Here is a 19443-nt window from a genome sequence, read left to right as displayed (position 1 = left end):
CTCCCGCGAGGGCCGGCGGACAATGGTCAGCGGGCCAGGATGCGGTCCACCGCCCCATCGAGGTCGGCCGCCCGCCCGCGCCAGGCGATGAAGTGGTCCGGGCGCACCAGCACCGCGCCGCCGTCCTCGATTCCCGTTTCCCGCAGCCAATCTTCGTCCTCGACGACGTGGACGTCGAAGTCGCCCGCCGGCGGTTCGCCGGGGCCTGTGAGCAGGGTGAGCCGGCGTCCGATCAGGTCCAAAGTAGACATATCGTCGGCGAGCCAGGCGTGGGGGACCCGTGACCCGGGTGTCCCGTCGAGCACGACGTCCTCGGTGGACGGCAGCCCGGGCCGCGCGTCGAGCACCGCCGCCGAGTCGTAGCGGTAGCCGAGGTGGACGACCGGGGCGTTGACGACGCCGGCCGCAGCGCGGGCCGCCGCCGCGGCGGGGCCCTGCTCCCAGTGCAGGCGCGGGTCCTCGAGCCGTCGCAGCGCCTGGTCGAGCGCCAGCGCCGCCACCGGACGGCGTTCGGCTTCGTAGGTGTCGAGCAGAGCCGGACCCGCGGTGCCGTCGAGGACCGCGGCCAGCTTCCACGCCAGGTTGTGCGCGTCGGCGATGCCGGTGTTCGCACCGAACGCGCCGAGCGGCGGCACCGCGTGCGCCGCGTCGCCGGCGAGAACAACGCGGCCGGCGCGGAAGCGGTCGGCCAGCAGCCCGCGCACCCGCCACGGCAGGACGCTCAGCACCTCCACCGCGAGGTCCGGGACGCCGACCGCGGCCCGGATCAGCGCGGCGCAGCGCGACGGCGGGAAGGCGTCCGCCGGCTCGTCGCCGAGCTCGGTGTGGAAGATCCAGTCCTTCTCGGCGTCGACGGTCACCAGCATCCCGGGCGACTCGGGGGTCGTGATCGTGCAGTTCGCGAAGTGGTGGCCCTTCGTGTACGGCGTCAGGTCGGCGCGGAAGAGGATGTTGAGCAGGGGCTGCCCCAGCGCGCCCGGGCCGGTCGTGCCGATGCCGAGCGCGGCCCGCACCTCGCTGCGGCCGCCGTCGGCCGCGACCAGGTAGTCGGCGCGCTCCGTCCGCCGTCCGTCGGGGCCGTCGAGGACCGCGGTGACGCCGTTGTCGTCCTGCTCGAACGAAACGAGCGTCGTCGAGTACGCGACGGTCGCGCCGCGCTCGCGAGCCGCGGTGAGGAGCACCGAGTCGAGCCGGTCCTGCGGGCAGGTGCCGCGCAGCACGCTCGGGCTGTGCCGCGACGCGGCGACGTTCGGGCTGTTCGGCATGGCGGGCGGCGTGTCGGGCAGGTCCGCCGTCGCCAGCGTGGGGGCGTAGATCTTGCCGAGGCTCGCGGTGCGCCGGACGGCGACCGCCTCGACGGCGTCGGCGATCCCGGCCTGGCGGAAGAGCTCCAGGGTGCGGAAGCCGAGGCCGGTGGCGCGCGGGTGCGCGGACGGGCCGTCCGCGCGTTCGACGACGAGCGCGGGCACGCCGTGGTGGGCGAGGAAGAGAGCGGTGGACAGGCCGACGGTGCCGCCGCCGGCGATGAGTACGCGAGTCATGCTTGCCCCCAGTGGCTACGGTGTTCTCATTACGGATACATCGTAGCCAATCAGGTACGCTGTTCGCAACGAACCCCGGGAGGACGACGATGGCGGACGAGCCGGCGCTGGTCTGGGCGAAGGAGCGGCGCAGTCCGCGGCGCCAGGCCCCGAGCGTCGAGCAGATCGTGCGGACGGCGATCACGATCGCCGACACCGAAGGGCTGCCCGCGCTGTCGATGCGCCGGGTCGCGGCCGACCTCGGCTCGGGCACGGCGTCGCTCTACCGCTACGTCGCGAGCCGCGACGACCTGCTGGACCTGATGATCGACGAGGTCAAAGGCGCCGAGACGACCGAGCCCACCGGCGACTGGCGCGCGGACCTGGCGAACATCGCCCGCCAGGTCCGCGCGACGCTGCTGCGGCACCCCTGGCTGAGCGGCGAGATCCCCGGCCGCCCGGCGCTGGGGGCGAACTCGCTGCGTCGCCACGAGGCCGCGCTCGCGGCGGCGGCGCCGCTGGCCGGGGACATCACGTTCGTCGCGGGGGCGGTGGACGTGGTGCTGGCGTACGTCTTCGGCACGGTGACGCAGGAGCTGGCGGAGCTGCAGGCCCAGCGCCGGTCGGGCCTGACGAAGGAACAGTGGCAGGCGAGCGTCGGTCCGTACATCCGCGACGTCATCGCGAGTGGTGAGTACCCGCAGTTCTCGCGCCGGGTGATCGAGGGGGCGGACCGGAGCGCGGAGGAGGTCTTCGAGTTCGGCTTGGGCTGTGTCCTGGACGGCATCGCGGCCCGCGCGCCGCGCTGAGCTCGGCCCTCAGCTGCCGGCTTGGAGGATCCACTCGCGCCCGTCGGGATCGCGGACGGTCATCTCGCGGGTCCCGAAGTGGGTGTCCTCGAAGGGGGAGACGACGTCGACGTCGGGTGTCGCGTCGTCCGGGGTCTTGACGACGAGCTTCATCCCGGTCGGCCGGCTCTCGGGCACTTCGGCGACGAAGACGTAGGGCCCGTCGCCGTTGCGCAGCAGTCCCGAGTTGTGGTCGGTCGCGAAGTCGAGCTCGAACCCGAGGGCCTGGAAGAACTTGGCTGTCTTACCCCAGTTGTGCGTCTCGACGTACACGGCTTCGATGGTCACGGCTGTTCTCCTTCGGTGGCGAGGTACTGGCGAAGCGCCTCGGTGACGAGCGACGACAGCGACTGCCCGGTGTCGACGGCGTGGTGCTTGACCTCTCGGATCAGGTCCACGGGGAGGTACACGTTGAACTGCTTGACGTCCTTGTCCGCCATGACAGGATGCTAGCATCCTAACTTGGTAGCACGTCAACCTTCACCGGATCTCCACCGGAGGCGCTCGGGAAATCCACGACCGCGCGGCAGGATCGGGCCCGATGAACTGGTTGCGGGAGTTCGAAGCGGAAGCGGAGCGGCGCCGGGGTCGGGAGGACCCACCCTGGGCACGCGGCGCCCGGCTGCACCCGGACGTCGCGCGCAGCATTCAACGGTTCCAGGTCGGCGAAGCCGGCGACGGCGCCAACCTGATCGCCAAAGCCGGCGACGGTGACTACCTCGCCGCAGTCCGGCTCTTCGTCGCCGAGGAGCAGAACCACGCGCGGATGCTGGCCGAACTCCTCGCCGCCGCCGGGGTACCGACCATCGAGAAGCACTGGTCCGACACGGTGTTCGTGTGGTTGCGGCGCGCGCTTGGGCTGCGGCTGGAGCTGATGGTGCTGCTCATCGCCGAGGTCGTCGCGCTGCGGTACTACCGCGCGCTGCGCGACGGCGCCGACGACCCGCTGGTCACGCAGGTCGCCGCCCGCATCCTCGCCGACGAGGAGCGGCACGTGCCGTTCCACTGCGACCGGCTGCGGATCGGGTTCGCGGGCCTCGCCCGGCCGGTGCGGGCGGCGGTGTTCGGGGCCTGGCGGGTGCTGCTGCTCGGCGTCGCGGTCACGGTCGCCGCCGACCACGGGCCCGCGTTGCACCGGCTCGGCCTCGGACGGCTCGTCTTCGTCGCCGACGTGTTCACCGCCTTCGAGGTCGCCCTCGCGCGGATCCGCGGCGAAGAGCCGAAACCGAGGCGGGTGTACGTCCCGAAGCGGGCTCGGCCGCGTGGGCTCGACTAGAGGAGGCTCGCCAGCTCCCGTAGCGACGCGGTGATCCGCTCCGGCGAAACGCCCCGCGCCCGCTGGTGCAGGTACAGCTCCGGTGCGAGCGGCGCCAGCAGGATGTCGGCCAGGACGTCGGGATCGGCGGTGCCCGCCGCCAGCACGCGGACATGCGTGCGCCAGAAGCCGTACGCGCCCGTCGTGAAGCGGGAGTGGCCCACCTCCGTGCCCAGCACCAGGTGCGCGTGCCGCTCCAGCAGCTCCACCATCGCCGCGTAGAACGCCGCCAGCCGCTCGGCCGGCGGTGCGCCCGGGCCCAGTGGCGGGTCGCCGCGGATCAGCGACTCCTGCAGCCGGCGCTCGTGCTCGTCCAGCAGGGCGACGGCGATCGATGCGCGGTCCGGGTAGCGGCGGTAGAGCGTGCCGCGACCGACGCCGGCCGCGCGGGCGATGTCCTCCATCGTCACGCCGGCGGCGCCGTGGGCGGTGAACAGCTCGTCGGCCGCCGCGAGGATCTTCGCGCGGTTGCGGGCCGCGTCGGCGCGTTCGGGCATGGCGCGAGCCTAGGGAATAAGCGGACGGGGCGTCCAGTTGGCCTCAAGTGGACACCGCGTCCACTTGAGGAGGAATCGTGAGCCACCTGCTGCACCTCGACTCCAGCGCCCGCCGCACGTCGTTCTCGCGCGAGCTGTCCGCGCGCTACGCCTCGACCTGGGAGGGCACCCGCACCTACCGCGACCTCGCCGCCGACCCGGTTCCGGTGATCGGCGAGGCCTGGACCGAGATCTGCGACGCACTCCTGACCGCGAGCATCACCGATCCCGCGCACTACGCCGACGTCGTCGAGACCCCAGCGCAGAAGCAGGCTTGGGCGATCGTCGAGCCACTGCTGGCCGAGCTGCTCGAAGCCGACGTCGTCCTGATCGGCGCGCCGATGTACAACTTCTCGATCCCGGCCGCGCTCAAGACGTGGATCGACCAGGTGACGTTCCCGCGGATGTCGTTGAGGGGCAAGGCATTCGTCATCGCCGGCGCCCGCGGCGGGACGTACGCGCCGGGGACGCCGAGAGCCCCGTTCGACCACCACGAGCGCTACCTGCGCGACTTCATCGCCGGGCACTACGACGTCGACGACGTCCGGTTCGTGCACGCCGAGCTGACCAACGCCCTGGTCGACCCGCACCTCGCCGCCCGCGAAGCCGACCGCGTGGCTTCCCGTCGTCAGGCTCTCGAAGGAGTCTCATGGGCTGGGTGACGCTCGTCTGCGCCGGGCTCGTCGAACCCGCTCAGCGTCGGCCGGGTGGCCGCGCTGGCCCTGATCGTCGGCGGCGTCGTGCTCGCGCACGTTACTAATCCGACCAAAAGTAGGCCGGCCCCTGAGCGGCAGGAAACCGTTGCCACGAAAGCCATCCGGCCGTGACTGTGGTCGGATTAGTAACCGACGGCTCAGTACTTCGTGAGCTGCTCCCACAGGAACTCGAAGACCAGCGCCCACTTGAACGCCAGCTGCTCGTTGTCCGCCGCGGCGCCGTGGCCGCCTTCGATGTTCTCGTGGTAGCGGACGTCGTGCCCCTGCTCACGCATGAGCGCCACCATCTTGCGGGCGTGGGCGGGGTGCACGCGGTCGTCGCGCGTGGACGTCACGAACAGCGAAGGCGGGTACGCGCGTCCACTGTGGACGTTCTGGTAGGGCGAGTACTTCGAGATGTACTCCCACTCCGCGGCTTCGTCCGGGTCGCCGTACTCGGCCATCCACGACGCGCCGGCCAGCAGCAGGTGGTAGCGGCGCATGTCCAGCAGCGGCACCTGGCTGACGATCGCGCCGAACCGCTCCGGGTAGCGCGTCAGCATGACGCCCATCAGCAGGCCGCCGTTGCTGCCGCCCTGGATGCCGAGCTGCTCCGGCGTCGTGATGCCGCGCTCGGCGAGATCCGTGGCCACCGCGGCGAAGTCCTCGTAGACGCGGTGGCGGTGCGCCTTGATCGCCTGCGTGTGCCAGCCCGGCCCGTACTCGCCGCCGCCGCGGATGTTCGCGACGACGTACGTGCCGCCGCGCGCGAGCCAGCCGCGGCCGATCATCCCGCTGTAGGACGGCGTCAGCGAGACCTCGAAGCCGCCGTAGCCGGTCAGCAGAGTCGGCCCGCCTTCGGCGCCCGAGGGCCGGACGACGAAGTACGGGATCTTCGTGCCGTCCTCCGACGTCGCGAAGTACTGCGCGACGTCCATGCCCGAAGCGTCGAAGAACGCCGGAGCCTGCTTCAGCACTTCGACCTCTTCGCCGACGTGGCCGTAGCTCAACGTCGACGGCTGGAGGAAGCCGCTGGAGTTGAGCAGGTACTCGTCGCTGACGTCGGGATCGGTGTCGAAGATGTCCGCGCTGCCGAACTCCGGCCCGCCGGACAGCGGCTCTTCGGCCCAGCCGTCCGGGCCCGGCGTCAAGGTGCGCAGCTCGGTGCGGACGTCGCGCAGCGTGCCGAGCAGCAGGTGGTTGCGCGTCCAGGCCCAGTAGTCGAGCGAGGTGTGCTCGTCGGGGGTGAAGAGCGTCGTGAAGGCACGGTCGCCGGCCATGAAGTCGTCGAACCGGATGCCGATCAGCGAGCCGGCCGGGTGCTCGGTGCCGCCGGTCGTCCACGCCGTCCGCGGCCGGACCAGCAGCCATTCGCGGTGGACGGACGCGCTCGCGTCGTCCGGCACGTCGATCTTGACCAGCGCTTCGGGCGTCCGCAGGTACAGCTCGGAGCGGTAGAAGTCGACGGAGCGGCTGACGAAGTCGCGTTCGAAGCCTTCGGTCGGGTCGTGGGACGCGCCGATCGAGACGTCTTCGGGCTTGCCTTCGTAGACCAGGGTCGCGGCTTCGATCGGGGTACCGCGGCGCCACTCCTTGGCCAGCCGCGGATACCCGGAGCTGGTCAGCGTGCCCTCGCCGAAGTCGGTGCCGACGTAGACGCGGTCTTCGTCGATCCAGCCGATCCGCGTCTTCGCCTCCGGCAGGGTGAAACCGCCGTCGACGAACTCGTGCGCGTCGAGGTCGAACTCGCGCACGACCGTGGCGTCCGCGCCGCCGCGGGACAGCTCGACCAGGCCGCGCCGGTAGTCCGGCCGCAGCACGGTGGCGCCCTGCCAGACCCAGTTCTCGCCCTCGGCCTCGGCCAGCGCGTCGACGTCGAGCAGCAGCTCCCACTCGGGCTCGGCCCGCCGGTAGGACTCCAGCGTCGTCCGGCGCCACAGGCCGCGCGGGTGGCTCGCGTCCTGCCAGAAGTTGTAGAGGAGCTCGCCGCGGCGGCGCACGTACGGGATCCGGTCGTCGGCGTCGAGCACCTCGCGCAGCTCGTCACGCAGCTCGGCGAACCGCGCGCCGCGGGTCAGCTCGGTCAGCGTTTCGTCGTTGCGGGCGCGCACCCAGCCGAGCGCGTCGTCGCCGGTCACGTCTTCCAGCCACAGGTACGGGTCACTCATCCCGACAGTTTCGCTTGCTCACGGTCCTGGTGGCCACCGGGCGGCGTTTTCGTTTCGTGATCCGGCCCTCTCGCCCGGTCCGTATGCTGGTCACACGAAGCAGGGGGAGAACGTGAACGACGACGCAGAGCCCGGTTTTCCCGCGCTGCCGTCCGGGGCCCGGTCCCCGGAACCCGCGTGGGTGCCCGAGCCGAACCCCTGGGCACCGAACTGGGCCGCCGCGCCGCCCGTCCCGATCGCCCCGCCGCACAGCCGGCTCTGGGGCGCCGTCGCCGGGGTCATGATCGTCGTGCTGGCGATCTCGCTGATCGCGGCCACCATCCCGCACCGCGTCGACGGCCACGCGTTCGTCGCGCAGGGCGTCGACACCGGCCGCGCGTACGGCGGCGGCTCGGACGGCAAGCCCGCGAAGCCCGTGCAGGAGCTGGCCCGCAACCCGCTGCTCTCCGACAGCATCACGCCCGGGCCCGCCACGTGCTCACTGCCGGACCTCGGCCGGGCCGCCGAGCAGCTCAAGGCCTACTACGGGGCGCTCGTCGACTGCCTGGAGCAGTCCTGGCGCCCGGCGCTGCGGAAGGCGAACGAGCCGACGCTGACCGCCACCGTCTCGGTGACCCTGCCCGAGCACAGCGCGTGCGGCGAAGCGCCGACGGAGAACGAAGCCGTCGCCTACTACTGCGGCGGCGACACCACGATCTACGCCCCGACCGACTGGATGCTGGCGGACGCCGGGCTCAACAAGGCCCGCCACGTCGCGACGATCGCCCACGAGTACGGCCACCACGTGCAGCGCGAGAGCGGGATCCTGGCCGCGGCGGCGGACAAGATGACCTCGCCGAAGGAGGACAGCGCCGCCGACAAGGAGGTCGTCCGCCGGATCGAGCTGCAGGCGAACTGCTTCGGCGCGCTGTTCCTGGCGGCGGTCGCGGGCTCCGGCACGGTCAGCCGGTCGCTGGCGAACGCCGCGGTCGCCGACTACGGCCGCGCCAACGACAGCGACACCCACGGCTCGCGCGCGCACCAGCTGTCGTGGGCGAAGACGGGCTACGACGTGAAGACGACGAAGGCGTGCGACACGTGGAGCGCCGCGCCCGCCGACATCAGCTGACGGTCCACGCCGGATCGCGGCCGAGGAGGGCGAGGAACCGGTCGAGCTCGCTCGCGTCCGCTTCGGTCTTGACGCGGTGGGCGAACGAGCCGTTCTTCTCGCGTCCCTCGTCCGGGATGTTTTCGGCCAGTCGCAGTGCGACGTGCACGGCTTCGGCGTCGGGCTCGTAGGGCAGGCCGAGCGTCCGGGCCAGGTCCCAGCCGTGCGCGACGGTGTCGACGAGGTGCATGTGCGCGGCGATCGTGCCGGGGAACGTGCCGAAGTGGTTGATCGTGAGCTGCCGGTCCAGCACGGCGTCGTCGGCCATGGCGTCGAGGAAGTCGTCGACGGACGCCTGGTAGGCCGCTCGCGCGTCGTCGCCGAGATCGCCGGCGTCCCAGTCCGGCGCCGAGCCTTCGCGGGCCGCGGTCGCGAACGCGTGGTTCTCGCTGACCTGGTGGCGGAGGAGGTCGGCCAGGGTCCAGCCGGCGCACGGCGTCGGGCGGGCGAGGTCGGCGGGCGTGGCGGTGGCGACGAGCTTGTCGAGCACGAGCAGGCTGCGGCGGTCGAGTTCGCGGAGATCCATGTTTCGCACGTTAGGCGGGGGAGCGGACCACGGACAGTGCCAAATCCGCGGCACTTCGGGTGTGCCAATCTGGAGCGGTGGACGTGCACATCGACCTGACCGGGACGCGCGGGCACCGCGACGCGATCTACCGGCAGCTGCGGGCGGCGATCCTGGACGGCCGGATCCGGTCCGGCGAGGCGCTGCCGCCCACGCGGGAGCTGGCGCAGCGGCTGGCGGTCTCGCGGACGACGGTCAGCGCGGCCTACGACCGGCTCACCGCGGAGGGGTTCCTCGCCGGGCGCGTCGGCGCGGGTACGTTCGTCACGGCGTCTTCCTTGACCCGTCCCGCGCCGTCCTCGGTTTCGGGGGTGCGGCCGCTGCCGGAGTGGGACGCGGTGCCGTCGCCGCCCGCGCCGTTCGCCCCGGCGCCGGAGTTCGACTTCCGGCCCGGCGTCCCGGACCTGACGCGGTTCCCGTTCGACACCTGGCGCCGGCTCGTGACGCAGCGGCTGCGCGCCGGCCAGGCCGACCTGATGACCTACGGCGACCCGCAGGGACACGCCGCGTTGCGCGCCGAGATCGCGCGGCACATCGGGGTGTCGCGGGACGTGCGGACGAGCGCGGACCGGGTCGTCGTCACCGCCGGAGCCCAGCAGACGACGGACCTGGTCGGGCGCGTGCTGCTGAGGGCGGGGGATGTGGCCGCCGTCGAGGACCCCGGCTACCCGCCGCCGCGGCTGGTGCTGGCCGCGCGCGGTGTGCGGGTCGCGCCGGTGCCGGTGGACGCGTCCGGGATCGTCGTCGGTGCCATTCCGGCGGGGACGCGGCTGGTGTACGTGACGCCGTCGCACCAGTACCCGCTGGGGCTCTCGATGTCGCTGGAGCGGCGTCTCGAGCTGCTGGACTGGGCCGAGCGGAACGACGCGGTGCTCGTCGAGGACGACTACGACACCGAGTTCCGCTACACCGGACGGCCGCTGGAACCGTTGCACAGCTTGGATTCCCGCGGCCGGGTCGTGTACGTCGGCTCGTTCTCGAAGGTCCTTTCGCCCGCACTGCGGCTGGGGTTCCTGGTCGCGCCGCCGTCGCTGGTGCCGGCTCTGGTGAAGGCCCGGTACCTGACCGACTGGCACGCGCCGAACGTCGAGCAGGCGGCCCTGGCGGCGTTCATGGCCGAGGGCGGCTTCGCGCGGCACGTCCGGCGGATGCGGAAGGTCTACCGCGAGCGGCACGAGCTGCTGTCGAAGGTGCTTCTTCGGGACTTCGCGGATTTCTTGACGCCGTTGCCGTCTTCCGCGGGCCTGCACCTGAGCGCGACCTCGCCGGCGGATCTGTCGACTTTGGTCCGTCGCGCCCGCCGTGACGGCGTCCGGCTGTACTCGCTGGGGGACTTCGCCGTGGGGGAGCGGCGGCACGGGCTCGTCTTCGGTTACGGTGCGGTCGCGGCCGAGCGGATCGGGCCGGGGCTGGCCCGGCTGCGGGCGCTGGCGGACGAGGGAGCGGCATGACCGACGACGTGCTGGTGGCGATCGACGCCGGCCTGCGGCAGCACATCGGCGGCGACCGCGCGGGCGCGTACGCGACGTTCACGGCGTTGTGGGCGTCGATCGGGCCGGACGGCGAGCCACTGCACCGCGTCGCGCTGGCGCACCACATGGCCGACGTGTGCGACGACCCGGCGGAGGAGCTGCAGTGGGACTTGCGCGCACTGGCGGCGGCGGGCGCGATGACCGACTCGGCGACCGCACGCGGGTTCTACCCGTCCCTGCACCTCAACCTGGGCGAGGACTACCGCAAACTGGGTGACGCCGAGGCGGCTCGCGAGCAGCTCGAGCTGGCCCGAAGCCGGCTGGACGCCCTGTGCGTCGACGACTACGCGGCCGGCCTCCGCCTGGCCCTGGACGGCCTGGCCGAGCGCCTAGGCTGAATCTTTTTCATTACCACGAATTCGCCCCGTTTGCCGGACTTTCGCGCCGGTCCCGGTGCCCTTACCCTGTGGTGATCCAGCTCACCGACGGGAAGGATCGCCATGCGGATTGCGGATCTGCTGCGCAAGAAGGGGTCGGCGGTCGCAACGGTCACCCCGGAGACCACGGTGACCGCGCTGCTGGCCGGCCTGGCCGAGAACAACGTGGGCGCGATGGTGGTGGTGTCCCCGGAAGGCTCGATAGCGGGCATCGTCTCCGAGCGCGACGTGGTACGCCGCTTGAACGAGCACGGCCCGGGCCTGCTGGACGGGCCGGTATCGGAGATCATGACCAAGCTGGTGGCGAGTTGCGGTCCGGAGGACTCGGTGGACCAGCTGTCGGTCCTGATGACGGAGCGCCGCATCCGGCACGTCCCGGTCCTGGTGGACGGTCGGCTGGCGGGGATCATCTCCATCGGCGACGTGGTGAAGAACCGGATGGAGCAGTTGGAGAAGAGCCAGGAACAGCTGGAGGCGTACATCTCCCAGGGCTAGAAGTCGGCTGGACACGAGGGCCGGTTCACCCGACGACGGGTGGCCGGCCCTCGGCCATGTCTCACTCCCGCCAGCCTGCGAGTTCCACACCCTTCGCCACATCCACCCGGTAAGACAGCTTCACCTCGCCGGTCTCACCCGCCGCCACGGTCAGTTTCCACGTGAACTCGCCCAGCTCCGAAGTCTCGACCGGCTCCGGCGATGTCTTCACATCCCGAACCGTCACCGCGTCGTCCCGCGAAACCGGCGCCTGATCCAGCACCGTCACCACCGCGGAACGCGGCCCGTGGTTGGCCACGGAAATCCGATACTCCGCCTCACGCCGCCTCTGCCCCGACAAAGTCGCCTTCGACGCGGTCCGCCGAACCAGCTCCCGCTCGACCCGGATCCGGTCGTCCACTCCCAACGCCAGCTCCAGTTCCTCCCCGGGCGCCCATGCCTCCAAAGAAGTCGTCCCCACGAACTCGGCGTCGTGGAACACCGAAGCCCGTCCCGGCCGCAACGCAAAAGAAGACGTGTTGACAACGACAGCCCGCAGATACGCCTCCTCCGCCAACACCGGCGCGGTCACGTAACCCAACTCAGCCGTCAGCGAAAGCTCAGCCAACGTTGTCCGATGCCCCTGCGCCCCCGACGGCACCGCCACCGGACGCGACGGCCGGTACGTCACCGCCGTCGTCCCCTGTTCGACGGTGGCGAACTTCGGCGCCATATTTGCGGCAGCAGCGGAGAAACCCCTCATCCGCGCACCCTCCGGAATCCCGCCACCGGAACCGCCGTACGCCCCCGCCGGCGCTGGCGGGACCGGGTGGACGCGGTCCAGATACCAAGGCGAAAGCTCCGGGACCACCACCGAAATCGCCGGCCGCGCCGTCGACAAAGCCAGCTCGCACTCCGGCCAGTCCTCGCCCGTGTGCTGGCTGACCAACCCGTACGACATCACCGTGACGGAAGTTTCGCGCACCCGGACGTCGTACCCCGGCTCCCAGCTAGCCCCGGGGACCACATAGGACAGTTCCAGCTCGGCCGACCCCGACGGGTCCGAGATCTCCAGCTCCACCACCACCGACGTACTGTCCTCTTCGGACCGCGCGCTATGCGACTCGATCCGCCGATCCAAAGCGGCGAGGTCCTCGCGCAGCCGCGTGATCCGATCCACGAGCACCCGTCGCGCCTTCAACGCGGAAGCCAGCCGCTCACTCAGCGCGTCGGTCACCTCCGCGACGCGCGACGGCTCGGCGGTCCCGGCTGCCAGCGCCTTCGCGAAGCTGCCGCCGCTGCGCTTCGCGAGCGAAGTCAGCAGATCCACCTTCATCGCTTCGGCCGCTTCGTCGTCCACGACGCCGTCGAGGGTCGCCTGGTCCGCGCGTCGCTGCTCCACCAGAACGCGCAACGCCGCGTCGGCCGGCGAGGCGTGCCGTTCGGTGCGCACGTCGACGCCCGTGATCAGTGCGGGACCGGTCCCGGTGACGCGCACCGAGCCCGGGTCGAGCGACAGGGGGAGCCCGGCGAAGGTCAGGCGCGGCCCGCCGTCGAGCGGGGCCTTGCCCCGGCGGGTGATCCGGGCCTGCTGCGGGTAGACGGTCACGGCGGCGATCGGCGCTTCCACGGTCGGCATGCCCCCGACGTTAGTCTCTTGACACTCCCGAGGCCGGAGCGGAAGTCTCGACAGTCGTCCGCTTCGCCCGGCTTGGGGGTTTGAGTGAAAGCCGCACGAACCGCAGTCCTGCTCCTCGCACTGGCCACCCTGCCGCTCACGGCGGTCACCGCCGAAGCCGCCGACCCGCCCGGTCCGGTCTTCACCGGCGGCCAGGCGCAGCCGGTCTTCAACCCGGCCGACGTCATCCGCGAGGACGTCTGGGTCACCGCACCCGTCGACAGCGACCACGACGGCCGGGACGACCTCGTCCACGCCCAGGTCGTGCGCCCGCGCGCGACGCAGCAGGGCCTGAAGGTCCCCGTCGTCTACCAGGCCAGCCCGTACTACGCCGGCGGCAACGACATCGCGAACCACGACGTCGACGTCGAGCTCTACGCGCCCGGGTACGCCCGCGGCCCGGAAGGCCCGCGCGTCGCCGCGCACGGTGTCGGCCCGGCCACCCCGATCACCTGGCGCTACCAGGACTACTTCACCGCGCGCGGGTTCGCCGTCGTCTACGGCGAGTCGCTCGGCTCCGGCCTCTCGACCGGCTGCCCGACCACAGGCGATGTGAACGAGACGATCGGCGCGCGCTCGGTCGTCGACTGGCTCAACGGCCGGACGCCCGCCCGCGACGCCGCCGGCGCCGCGGCGAAGGCCGACTGGAGCACCGGCAAGACCGGCATGATGGGCGTGTCCTACAACGGGACGCTGCCCAACGCCGTCGCGAGCACCGGCGTCGAAGGCCTCGAGACGATCGTGCCGATCGCCGCCATCTCCAGCTGGTACCAGTACTACCGCAACGACGGCGCCGTCGTCGCGGCCGGCGGCTACCAGGGCGAGGACGCCGACGTGCTCGCCGAGTACGTCTACACCCGCGAAGACCGGCAGGTCTGCCGCCCGGTCATCGACGGCCTGACCCGCGACCAGGACCGTGTCACCGGCGACTACACGCCGTTCTGGGACGTCCGCAACTACCGCAACGACGTCGCGAAGGTGCACGCGTCGGTGCTCGCGGTGCACGGCCTCAACGACTGGAACGTCAAGACCGACCAGGTCGCAGAGTGGTACGACGCGTTGAAGGCGCACGGCGTCGAGCACAAGATCTGGCTGCACCAGTCCGGCCACGCGGACCCGTACTCGCTGCGGCGCGACGTCTGGCTCACGACGCTGAACAAGTGGATGTCGCACTACCTCTACGGCATCGCCAACGGCATCCAGAACGAGCCGAAGGCGACGATCCAGCGCGAAGACCTGTCGTGGGTCGACGAAGCCGACTGGCCGGCGCCCACGACGGCCGACGTGCGCGTCTACCCGTGGCCCGGCGGCAAGGCGAAGGGCACCATCGACACCCGCAACCCCGTCCCGGGCACCGCGGCCGTCGAAACCCTCGCCGACGACTCGTCGAAGACGATCGAGCAGCTGGCCGGCCTGGCCTCCTCGGGCAACAGGCTGCTGTACGCGACTTCGGCGGCGAAGCAGTCCGTACGTCTCTCGGGCACCGCGCGCGCCGACTTGGCGCTGGCGTTCGACCGGCCCGCGGCGAACGTCTCCGCGATCCTGCTCGACCGCGCCCCCGACGGCACGTCCCACATCATCAGCCGCGGCTGGACCGACCCGCAGAACCGCACGTCACCGGCCCGGACCGAGCCGATCACGCCCGGGCAGACGTACAAGATCGGCGTCGAGCTGATGCCGAAGGACTACATTCTCGCGGCGGGGCACCGGCTGGAGTTCCTGCTGGCGTCCAGCGACCACGACTACACGCTGCGGCCGAAGCCGGGCGCGGGGCTGGCGCTCGACCTGACCAAGACGTCGGTGACGCTCCCGGTCACGGGCGGCAAGCCGGCCCTGCGAGCCGCGTTCGGCTGATGCTGCCGGAGCACCTGGACGCCGACGTCCGCACGCTGTGGGACTACCACGACCTGCGGCACGAGCCACGGCGTTCCGACGCCGGGATCGGGCTGGGCAGCCGCGATCCCGGCGTCGCCGTCCACACGGCGGAGCTGTTCCACGCGGGGCGCTTCCCGCTCGTGGTGTTCACCGGCGCCAACGCGCCGACGACGGTGGAGCGCTTCCCGCGCGGCGAAGCGGTCCACTACCGCGAGATCGCGCTGGAACTCGGCGTGCCCGACGAAGTGATCCTGGTTGAGCGCGAGGCGCGCAACACGGGGGAGAACATCGTGTTCACCCGCGCGTTGCTCGCCGGTCGGGAGATCCGGTCGGTGACGCTGGTGACGCGGCCGTACCAGCAGCGACGGGCCTACGCGACGGCGAAGCGGCTCTGGCCCGGCGTCGACATCGTGTGCGCGTCGAGGGCGGTGTCGTTCGAGGACCACCTCACCGGCGAAGAAGACGTCGACCGGGTGATCAGCATGCTGGTCGGCGAGACACAGCGCATCACCGAGTACGCGGCGCGGGGTTTCGCGATCCCGCAGCACGTCCCGGACGTCGTGGAGGGCGCGTTCGGCCGCCTCGCGGCGGCGGGGTTCACGCAACGACTGCTCTGAACTTCGTCTCCGATGGGTAACGCCGGTCGCTCGGATTTCGACCCCGGTGGCGACGGCCGAGACCGCCGAGGAGGAAGCCATGGTGAAACTGGAGGAACTCCGGGCAGCGACTGATTTCGTTCTCTCCTCGGGAGAAATGATCTCGGTCAGGTTGACCCTCCGGGCCGCGGACGGGGCATCCCTTGCCGCGTACAAGCTCGGCGAGCTCGTGAGCGGAGGGGAGAAGCTGCTCCTGCACGCGGCGCGGCAACAGTTCAAGGACGTCCGAAGCGCCACTCTCGAGCTCGACGCGAAGAGCGTGGTCATCACCGCCAGGCTCTACGCTTACGGACGACTGAACTTGGGCAGGTTCAGTCGTCTTACGGTGGGCACGCGGTTCGAAGTGAAAGTCCTCGCGTTGCTGAAGGTCTTCATCCCAGCGCTGAAACATCGCGGCGAAATGCAGCTCAAACGGACCCTTCGGGTAACTGCCGCCTGGAGTCCGGGCTGCGATCTGGAGGTGGAGAAGACCGACCCGGTTCTCTCCGCTGACTCTGCTGCGATCGACCATCGAGTACGCCGGATGGATACACGACGGCATCGGCTGAGGTGGCTTTCGGCCGCGACGATCTTGGTGGCCGTGCTCTGCATCGTGGGCGGCGGGTTCGCGTTCGCTTTGACCGGCTCCGCGAGAGTCTTTGCGTTGACTGTGCTTTGCGGCGCTGTACTACTGGCGTATGGCGCGTGGGGTCGGGCGAAAGCACTCTCGCTGTTCCAAGACATCGCAGCGATCCGCGACAAGGAGGAGATCGTCGAATCACTCCAAGACGAGGAGCTGGAGCCTCGGGCGATGAAACTGTTCCAGGTGCACAGCCAGCAGCTGAAGCGGTATTACGACCAGGCACTCCGGCAGCGCGGGCTGATCTTCTTGACCGGGATCTTCTGCATCGTCGCCGGGTTCTCGGTCATCGCGGTCGCGTTCGCCCTGCTCCGCTCCATGGACCCGGCTGGGGCGCTTGAGAAGATCCTGGTGGCGGCGCTCGGGGCGATCGGCGGGATCCTCGGCAACTTCATCGCCGTCGTCTATCTCCGGATGTTCACGGAGACCGTGAAGTCCATCGGCACGTTCCATGACCGGCTGGTGGCGACTCACCACCTGTACTTCGCCAACTTCCTGGTCTCGAAGGTGGCGGACGACCAGGGCCGGGACTCCGCGTTCCAGCTCGTCGCGGAGATCGCTGCGAGACAGGAGCGCGGCGGCGCCACCCCGCCTGCCGGGTGAGTCAGTCCGCGATGCCCGTCCGATAGGCGAAAGCGACCGCCTGCGCCCGATCCCGCAGCCGGGCCTTGGTGAACAGGTGGTTCACGTGGGTCTTCACGGTCGCCTCGCTCACCACGAGCGTGCGCGCGATCTCCGTGTTCGACAGGCCCGCCGCGATCAGCCGCAGCACCTCGATCTCGCGGGCGGTCAGGCCTTCGATCTCCTTGACCCGCTGGGGCGTGCTGCGGGTGGCGGCCTCGACGAGCCGGCGCTGCAGCTCGCCGTCCACTGTGGACTGGCCGGCGGCCGCCGAGCGCAGGGCCCTGGCGATCGCCTCGGCGTCGGCGTCCTTGGTGAGGAACCCGCGGGCGCCGGCGCGCAACGCGGCCAGCAGCGACTCGTCGTCGGCGTACGTGGTCAGCACGACGACCTCGGTGCCCGGGTGCTCGGCGCGGATCCGCTCGGTGGTCTCGACGCCGTCGCAGCGCGGCATCCGCAGGTCGACCAGCACGACGTCGGGGTGGTGCTCGGCGACGAGGTCGAGGGCGGCCAGGCCGTCGGCGGCGGCGCCCACCACCTCGACGCCCGGCAGCAGCCCGAGCAGCGTGACCAGGCCTTCCCGGACCACCGCCTGGTCGTCGGCCAGCACCACGCGCAGCGTCACGCCGGCACCGTCAGGTGAATCCGCCATCCGTCCTCCCCCGGCCCGCTCTCGAACCGCCCGTCGAGCAGCGCGACCCGTTCGCTCATCCCGCGCAAACCGTAGCCTGCCGCCGGCGCGTCCGGCGGGCGCCTGCCCTGCCGGTCGGCGACGGTCAGGTCGACGCTCCCGGAGCCGTAGTCCAGGGTGACGTCGACCTCGGCCTGCGCGGCGTGCTTGCGCGTGTTGGCCAGGGCTTCTTGCACCGCGCGGACCAGCGCGGTGCCGACCGCCGGGGCGAGCTCGCGCGGCTCGCCCTCGATCGTCAGGTCCGCCCGGGCCCCGCTGTCCAGCCGGTAGGCGGCGAGGAGGTCCGCGATCGTGCGTTCGACCGGGACGGCGTCCTCGCGCAGCGCGGCGACGGCCTTGCGGGCTTCGGCGAGGCCGTCCGACGCGAGCTTCTGCGCCCGTTCGATCTGCGCGACGGCGTCCGGGCTCGCTCCGTCGCGCACCAGCATGAGCCGCGCGCCCTGCAGGTTGAGCGACAGCCCGGCGAGCGAGTGCGCCAGGACGTCGTGCAGCTCGCGGGCGATGCGGGTGCGTTCGGCCAGCGCCGCCGCGCGGGCGTGCTCTTCCGTCGCCGTCTGCGCGCGGGCCAGGGCCAGCTCGGTCTGCTCGATCCGGGCCAGCCGGGTCCGCCGGTTCAGCCCGAGCAGCACGATCACGGCGACGATCGCGTACGTCGGCAGCGCTCCGTCCCAGGCGTGGTGGTAACCCGCCCAGAACGTGATCGCGGCCAGGTCGATGCCGACCGCGAGGAAGATCGGCAGCTTCGGCTGCCAGAGCACGACGAAGAACGTGGTGCTGAACATCGTCACCGACGCCCAGCTGTTCGGCACGATCGCCCACAGGGTGCCCGCGGCCGCGATCACGGTGATGCTGAAGACCGGCAGGAAGCGGCTGCCGCCCGCGTCGAAGATCCACAGCAGGGGGAGCGACAGGACCAGGGTGATCCCGATCAGGATCCACGCGAGCGTGTTCGCCCGGGGCATCGCGGCGAACATCGGCACCGCGACGAACCCCCAGCGCACCCAGTCCTGGGCCTGGGGGCGCCCGGGTCGTGTGGCGATCATCAGTGTCCTCCGCTGGGTGCTTGTACGGAAAATGTACCGACGCGGGCTTCGCTGTGCGGTGTCGAGATGTCCCCTTCGTCAGGAGGTTTGCCCATGTCCAGGTTGCGACGGCTCGCCGTGTTCGCCGCCGCCGCGGCGCTGCCCGCGCTCGGCCTCACCCTCGCCGGCTCGGCGACCGCGTCGGCCGCGCCGAACTTCCAGGTGCCGTTCAAGTGCGGGGTCACCGTGACCGCGGCGACGTTCAGCGGCCACAGCCCCGAGTACTCGGTCGACTTCCAGAAGTCGGGCATCACGGGCATGCCGGTGCTGGCCGCGGCGTCCGGCACGGTGACGCGGGTCGCCGACGAGGGCAGCACGAGCTACGGCAAGTGGATCGAGGTCGACCACGGCAGCGGCTGGCGCACCCGGTACGCGCACCTGTCGGCCCAGGAGGTCTCGGTCGGGCAGTCGGTCGCCGGCGGCAAGGAGCTCGGCAAGGCGGGCGCGACCGGCGGGGTCACCGGCCCGCACCTGCACTTCGAAGAGCGGCTGAACGGCGTGGTGCAGAAGGCGAAGCTGAACGGCGTCGCCGTGCCGTACTACGGGCACACGGACTTCACCAGCAAGAACAACTGCGGCGGCAACCCCTACTCCGCCGAAGAGGTCTGCGGCTCGGGCTTCTCCGTCGTCGACCAGCAGGCGCTCGCCGGCTCCTCCGGTACGACGTACCTGCTGTACAACGCCTCGACCAAGGCGAACTGCGTGACGACGCTGAAGGCGACGTCGCTGGGCACGGCGAGCCCCGTCTCGGCGTTCCTCGAGGTCCAGGGCGCGGCGCGGGTGACCGACTCCGGCAGCTTCACCTACTACGCCGGGCCCGTGAAGAAGACCGCCGAGGCGACCTGCGTGAAGTGGGGCGGCTCGGTGGGCAGCAACACCTACGAAAGCGGCTTCGAGCACTGCGGCTGAGCCGGGCCGGTCGGTGGGGCCGGGCAGCATAGCCCGCCCCACCGACAAGAAACCGCCGACCGGCCGGCTCCCGGCCGGATCCGTCCACATCGGTCCCGGCCATCCACAGATTTGCCGCCACCGCCCCCACCGGCC

20 protein-coding genes are annotated in these 19443 nt (G+C 71.3%); 11 read left to right on the top strand and 9 right to left on the bottom strand.

The genetic code is table 11. The features are described from left to right. Positions 1–26: 26 nt before the first annotated feature. Positions 27–1541 (bottom strand): FAD-dependent monooxygenase, encoded by a 1515-nt coding sequence (locus ACZ7PG_RS10120; protein ID WP_470238715.1) that lies wholly within the window; start codon positions 1539–1541, stop codon positions 27–29. 89 nt (positions 1542–1630) lie between these two features. On the opposite strand from ACZ7PG_RS10120, the gene ACZ7PG_RS10115 reads away from it, so the two are divergent. After that, positions 1631–2329 carry a TetR/AcrR family transcriptional regulator C-terminal domain-containing protein gene (locus tag ACZ7PG_RS10115; RefSeq protein WP_470238714.1) on the top strand — a complete coding sequence of 233 codons (699 nt, stop codon included), beginning with the start codon at positions 1631–1633 and terminating at the stop codon, positions 2327–2329. Positions 2330–2338: 9 nt separating this feature from the next. Here ACZ7PG_RS10115 and ACZ7PG_RS10110 read toward each other — a convergent pair whose 3' ends face one another. Both ACZ7PG_RS10110 and ACZ7PG_RS10105 read right to left on the bottom strand, forming a co-directional pair. Further along, positions 2339–2656: a VOC family protein gene (locus ACZ7PG_RS10110; RefSeq protein WP_470238713.1), complete on the bottom strand. Its 318-nt coding sequence runs from the start codon at positions 2654–2656 to the stop codon at positions 2339–2341. Beyond that, the gene (locus ACZ7PG_RS10105; protein WP_470238712.1) at positions 2653–2808 is read right to left on the bottom strand and encodes a ribbon-helix-helix domain-containing protein; all 156 of its coding nucleotides are present in this window, start codon (positions 2806–2808) and stop codon (positions 2653–2655) included. The genes ACZ7PG_RS10110 and ACZ7PG_RS10105 overlap by 4 nt, the downstream gene beginning before the upstream one ends. Positions 2809–2909: 101 nt before the next feature. Here ACZ7PG_RS10105 and ACZ7PG_RS10100 point away from each other — a divergent pair, with 101 nt between their 5' ends. Beyond that, positions 2910–3644 carry a ferritin-like domain-containing protein gene (locus ACZ7PG_RS10100; RefSeq protein ID WP_470238711.1) on the top strand — a complete coding sequence of 245 codons (735 nt, stop codon included), beginning with the start codon at positions 2910–2912 and terminating at the stop codon, positions 3642–3644. Here the strand turns inward: ACZ7PG_RS10100 and ACZ7PG_RS10095 are convergent. Then, positions 3641–4180 (bottom strand): TetR/AcrR family transcriptional regulator, encoded by a 540-nt coding sequence (locus ACZ7PG_RS10095; RefSeq protein WP_470238710.1) that lies wholly within the window; start codon positions 4178–4180, stop codon positions 3641–3643. The genes ACZ7PG_RS10100 and ACZ7PG_RS10095 overlap by 4 nt on opposite strands. Before the next feature lie 77 nt (positions 4181–4257). Here ACZ7PG_RS10095 and ACZ7PG_RS10090 point away from each other — a divergent pair, with 77 nt between their 5' ends. Then, positions 4258–4881 (top strand): FMN-dependent NADH-azoreductase, encoded by a 624-nt coding sequence (locus ACZ7PG_RS10090; RefSeq protein ID WP_470238709.1) that lies wholly within the window; start codon positions 4258–4260, stop codon positions 4879–4881. Positions 4882–5072: 191 nt separating this feature from the next. On the opposite strand, the gene ACZ7PG_RS10085 is transcribed toward ACZ7PG_RS10090, so the two are convergent. Next, positions 5073–7082, bottom strand: a complete 2010-nt coding sequence (locus ACZ7PG_RS10085; protein WP_470238708.1) for a prolyl oligopeptidase family serine peptidase — start codon at positions 7080–7082, stop codon at positions 5073–5075. 112 nt (positions 7083–7194) lie between these two features. On the opposite strand from ACZ7PG_RS10085, the gene ACZ7PG_RS10080 reads away from it, so the two are divergent. After that, on the top strand, positions 7195–8190 hold the full coding sequence (locus ACZ7PG_RS10080) for a neutral zinc metallopeptidase (protein ID WP_470238707.1): 996 nt from the start codon (positions 7195–7197) through the stop codon (positions 8188–8190). Here ACZ7PG_RS10080 and ACZ7PG_RS10075 read toward each other — a convergent pair. Then, entirely contained in the window at positions 8183–8755 is a 573-nt protein-coding gene (locus ACZ7PG_RS10075; RefSeq protein WP_470238706.1) for a TIGR03086 family metal-binding protein, read from the bottom strand. The genes ACZ7PG_RS10080 and ACZ7PG_RS10075 overlap by 8 nt on opposite strands. A 77-nt stretch (positions 8756–8832) precedes the next feature. Between ACZ7PG_RS10075 and pdxR the strand changes: the two genes are divergently transcribed. The 3 genes from pdxR (at position 8833) to ACZ7PG_RS10060 (ending at position 11198) form a co-directional block, all read left to right on the top strand. Then, positions 8833–10245, top strand: coding sequence for a MocR-like pyridoxine biosynthesis transcription factor PdxR (gene pdxR / locus ACZ7PG_RS10070; protein ID WP_470238705.1), 1413 nt, complete (start codon positions 8833–8835; stop codon positions 10243–10245). After that, positions 10242–10664 (top strand): hypothetical protein, encoded by a 423-nt coding sequence (locus tag ACZ7PG_RS10065; RefSeq protein WP_470238704.1) that lies wholly within the window; start codon positions 10242–10244, stop codon positions 10662–10664. The genes pdxR and ACZ7PG_RS10065 overlap by 4 nt, the downstream gene beginning before the upstream one ends. A 102-nt stretch (positions 10665–10766) precedes the next feature. Then, entirely contained in the window at positions 10767–11198 is a 432-nt protein-coding gene (locus ACZ7PG_RS10060; RefSeq protein WP_470238703.1) for a CBS domain-containing protein, read from the top strand. Between the two features lie 61 nt (positions 11199–11259). On the opposite strand, the gene ACZ7PG_RS10055 is transcribed toward ACZ7PG_RS10060, so the two are convergent. Continuing rightward, positions 11260–12816: a DUF4139 domain-containing protein gene (locus ACZ7PG_RS10055; RefSeq protein ID WP_470238702.1), complete on the bottom strand. Its 1557-nt coding sequence runs from the start codon at positions 12814–12816 to the stop codon at positions 11260–11262. Between the two features lie 84 nt (positions 12817–12900). On the opposite strand from ACZ7PG_RS10055, the gene ACZ7PG_RS10050 reads away from it, so the two are divergent. The 3 genes from ACZ7PG_RS10050 (at position 12901) to ACZ7PG_RS10040 (ending at position 16608) form a co-directional block, all read left to right on the top strand. Then, positions 12901–14709 (top strand): Xaa-Pro dipeptidyl-peptidase, encoded by a 1809-nt coding sequence (locus tag ACZ7PG_RS10050; protein ID WP_470238701.1) that lies wholly within the window; start codon positions 12901–12903, stop codon positions 14707–14709. Then, on the top strand, positions 14709–15347 hold the full coding sequence (locus tag ACZ7PG_RS10045; protein WP_470238700.1) for a YdcF family protein: 639 nt from the start codon (positions 14709–14711) through the stop codon (positions 15345–15347). Before ACZ7PG_RS10050 ends, ACZ7PG_RS10045 begins: the two co-directional genes overlap by 1 nt. A 79-nt stretch (positions 15348–15426) precedes the next feature. Further along, complete coding sequence (locus tag ACZ7PG_RS10040) at positions 15427–16608, top strand: TRADD-N-associated membrane domain-containing protein (protein WP_470238699.1); 1182 nt, start codon at positions 15427–15429, stop codon at positions 16606–16608. 1 nt (position 16609) lies between these two features. Here the strand turns inward: ACZ7PG_RS10040 and ACZ7PG_RS10035 are convergent, their stop codons facing one another. Together ACZ7PG_RS10035 and ACZ7PG_RS10030 are read right to left on the bottom strand one after the other, a co-directional pair. Further along, on the bottom strand, positions 16610–17251 hold the full coding sequence (locus tag ACZ7PG_RS10035; protein ID WP_284741292.1) for a response regulator: 642 nt from the start codon (positions 17249–17251) through the stop codon (positions 16610–16612). Then, positions 17248–18360 (bottom strand): sensor histidine kinase, encoded by a 1113-nt coding sequence (locus tag ACZ7PG_RS10030; protein ID WP_470238698.1) that lies wholly within the window; start codon positions 18358–18360, stop codon positions 17248–17250. Before ACZ7PG_RS10030 ends, ACZ7PG_RS10035 begins: the two co-directional genes overlap by 4 nt. Before the next feature lie 93 nt (positions 18361–18453). Between ACZ7PG_RS10030 and ACZ7PG_RS10025 the strand changes: the two genes are divergently transcribed. Next, entirely contained in the window at positions 18454–19308 is an 855-nt protein-coding gene (locus ACZ7PG_RS10025) for a M23 family metallopeptidase (RefSeq protein ID WP_470238697.1), read from the top strand. The last annotated feature ends 135 nt before the right edge of the window (positions 19309–19443 follow it).

Source organism: Amycolatopsis sp. NPDC114504 (genome assembly GCF_055633595.1).
This window is presented reverse-complemented; position numbering and strand designations above follow the sequence as displayed.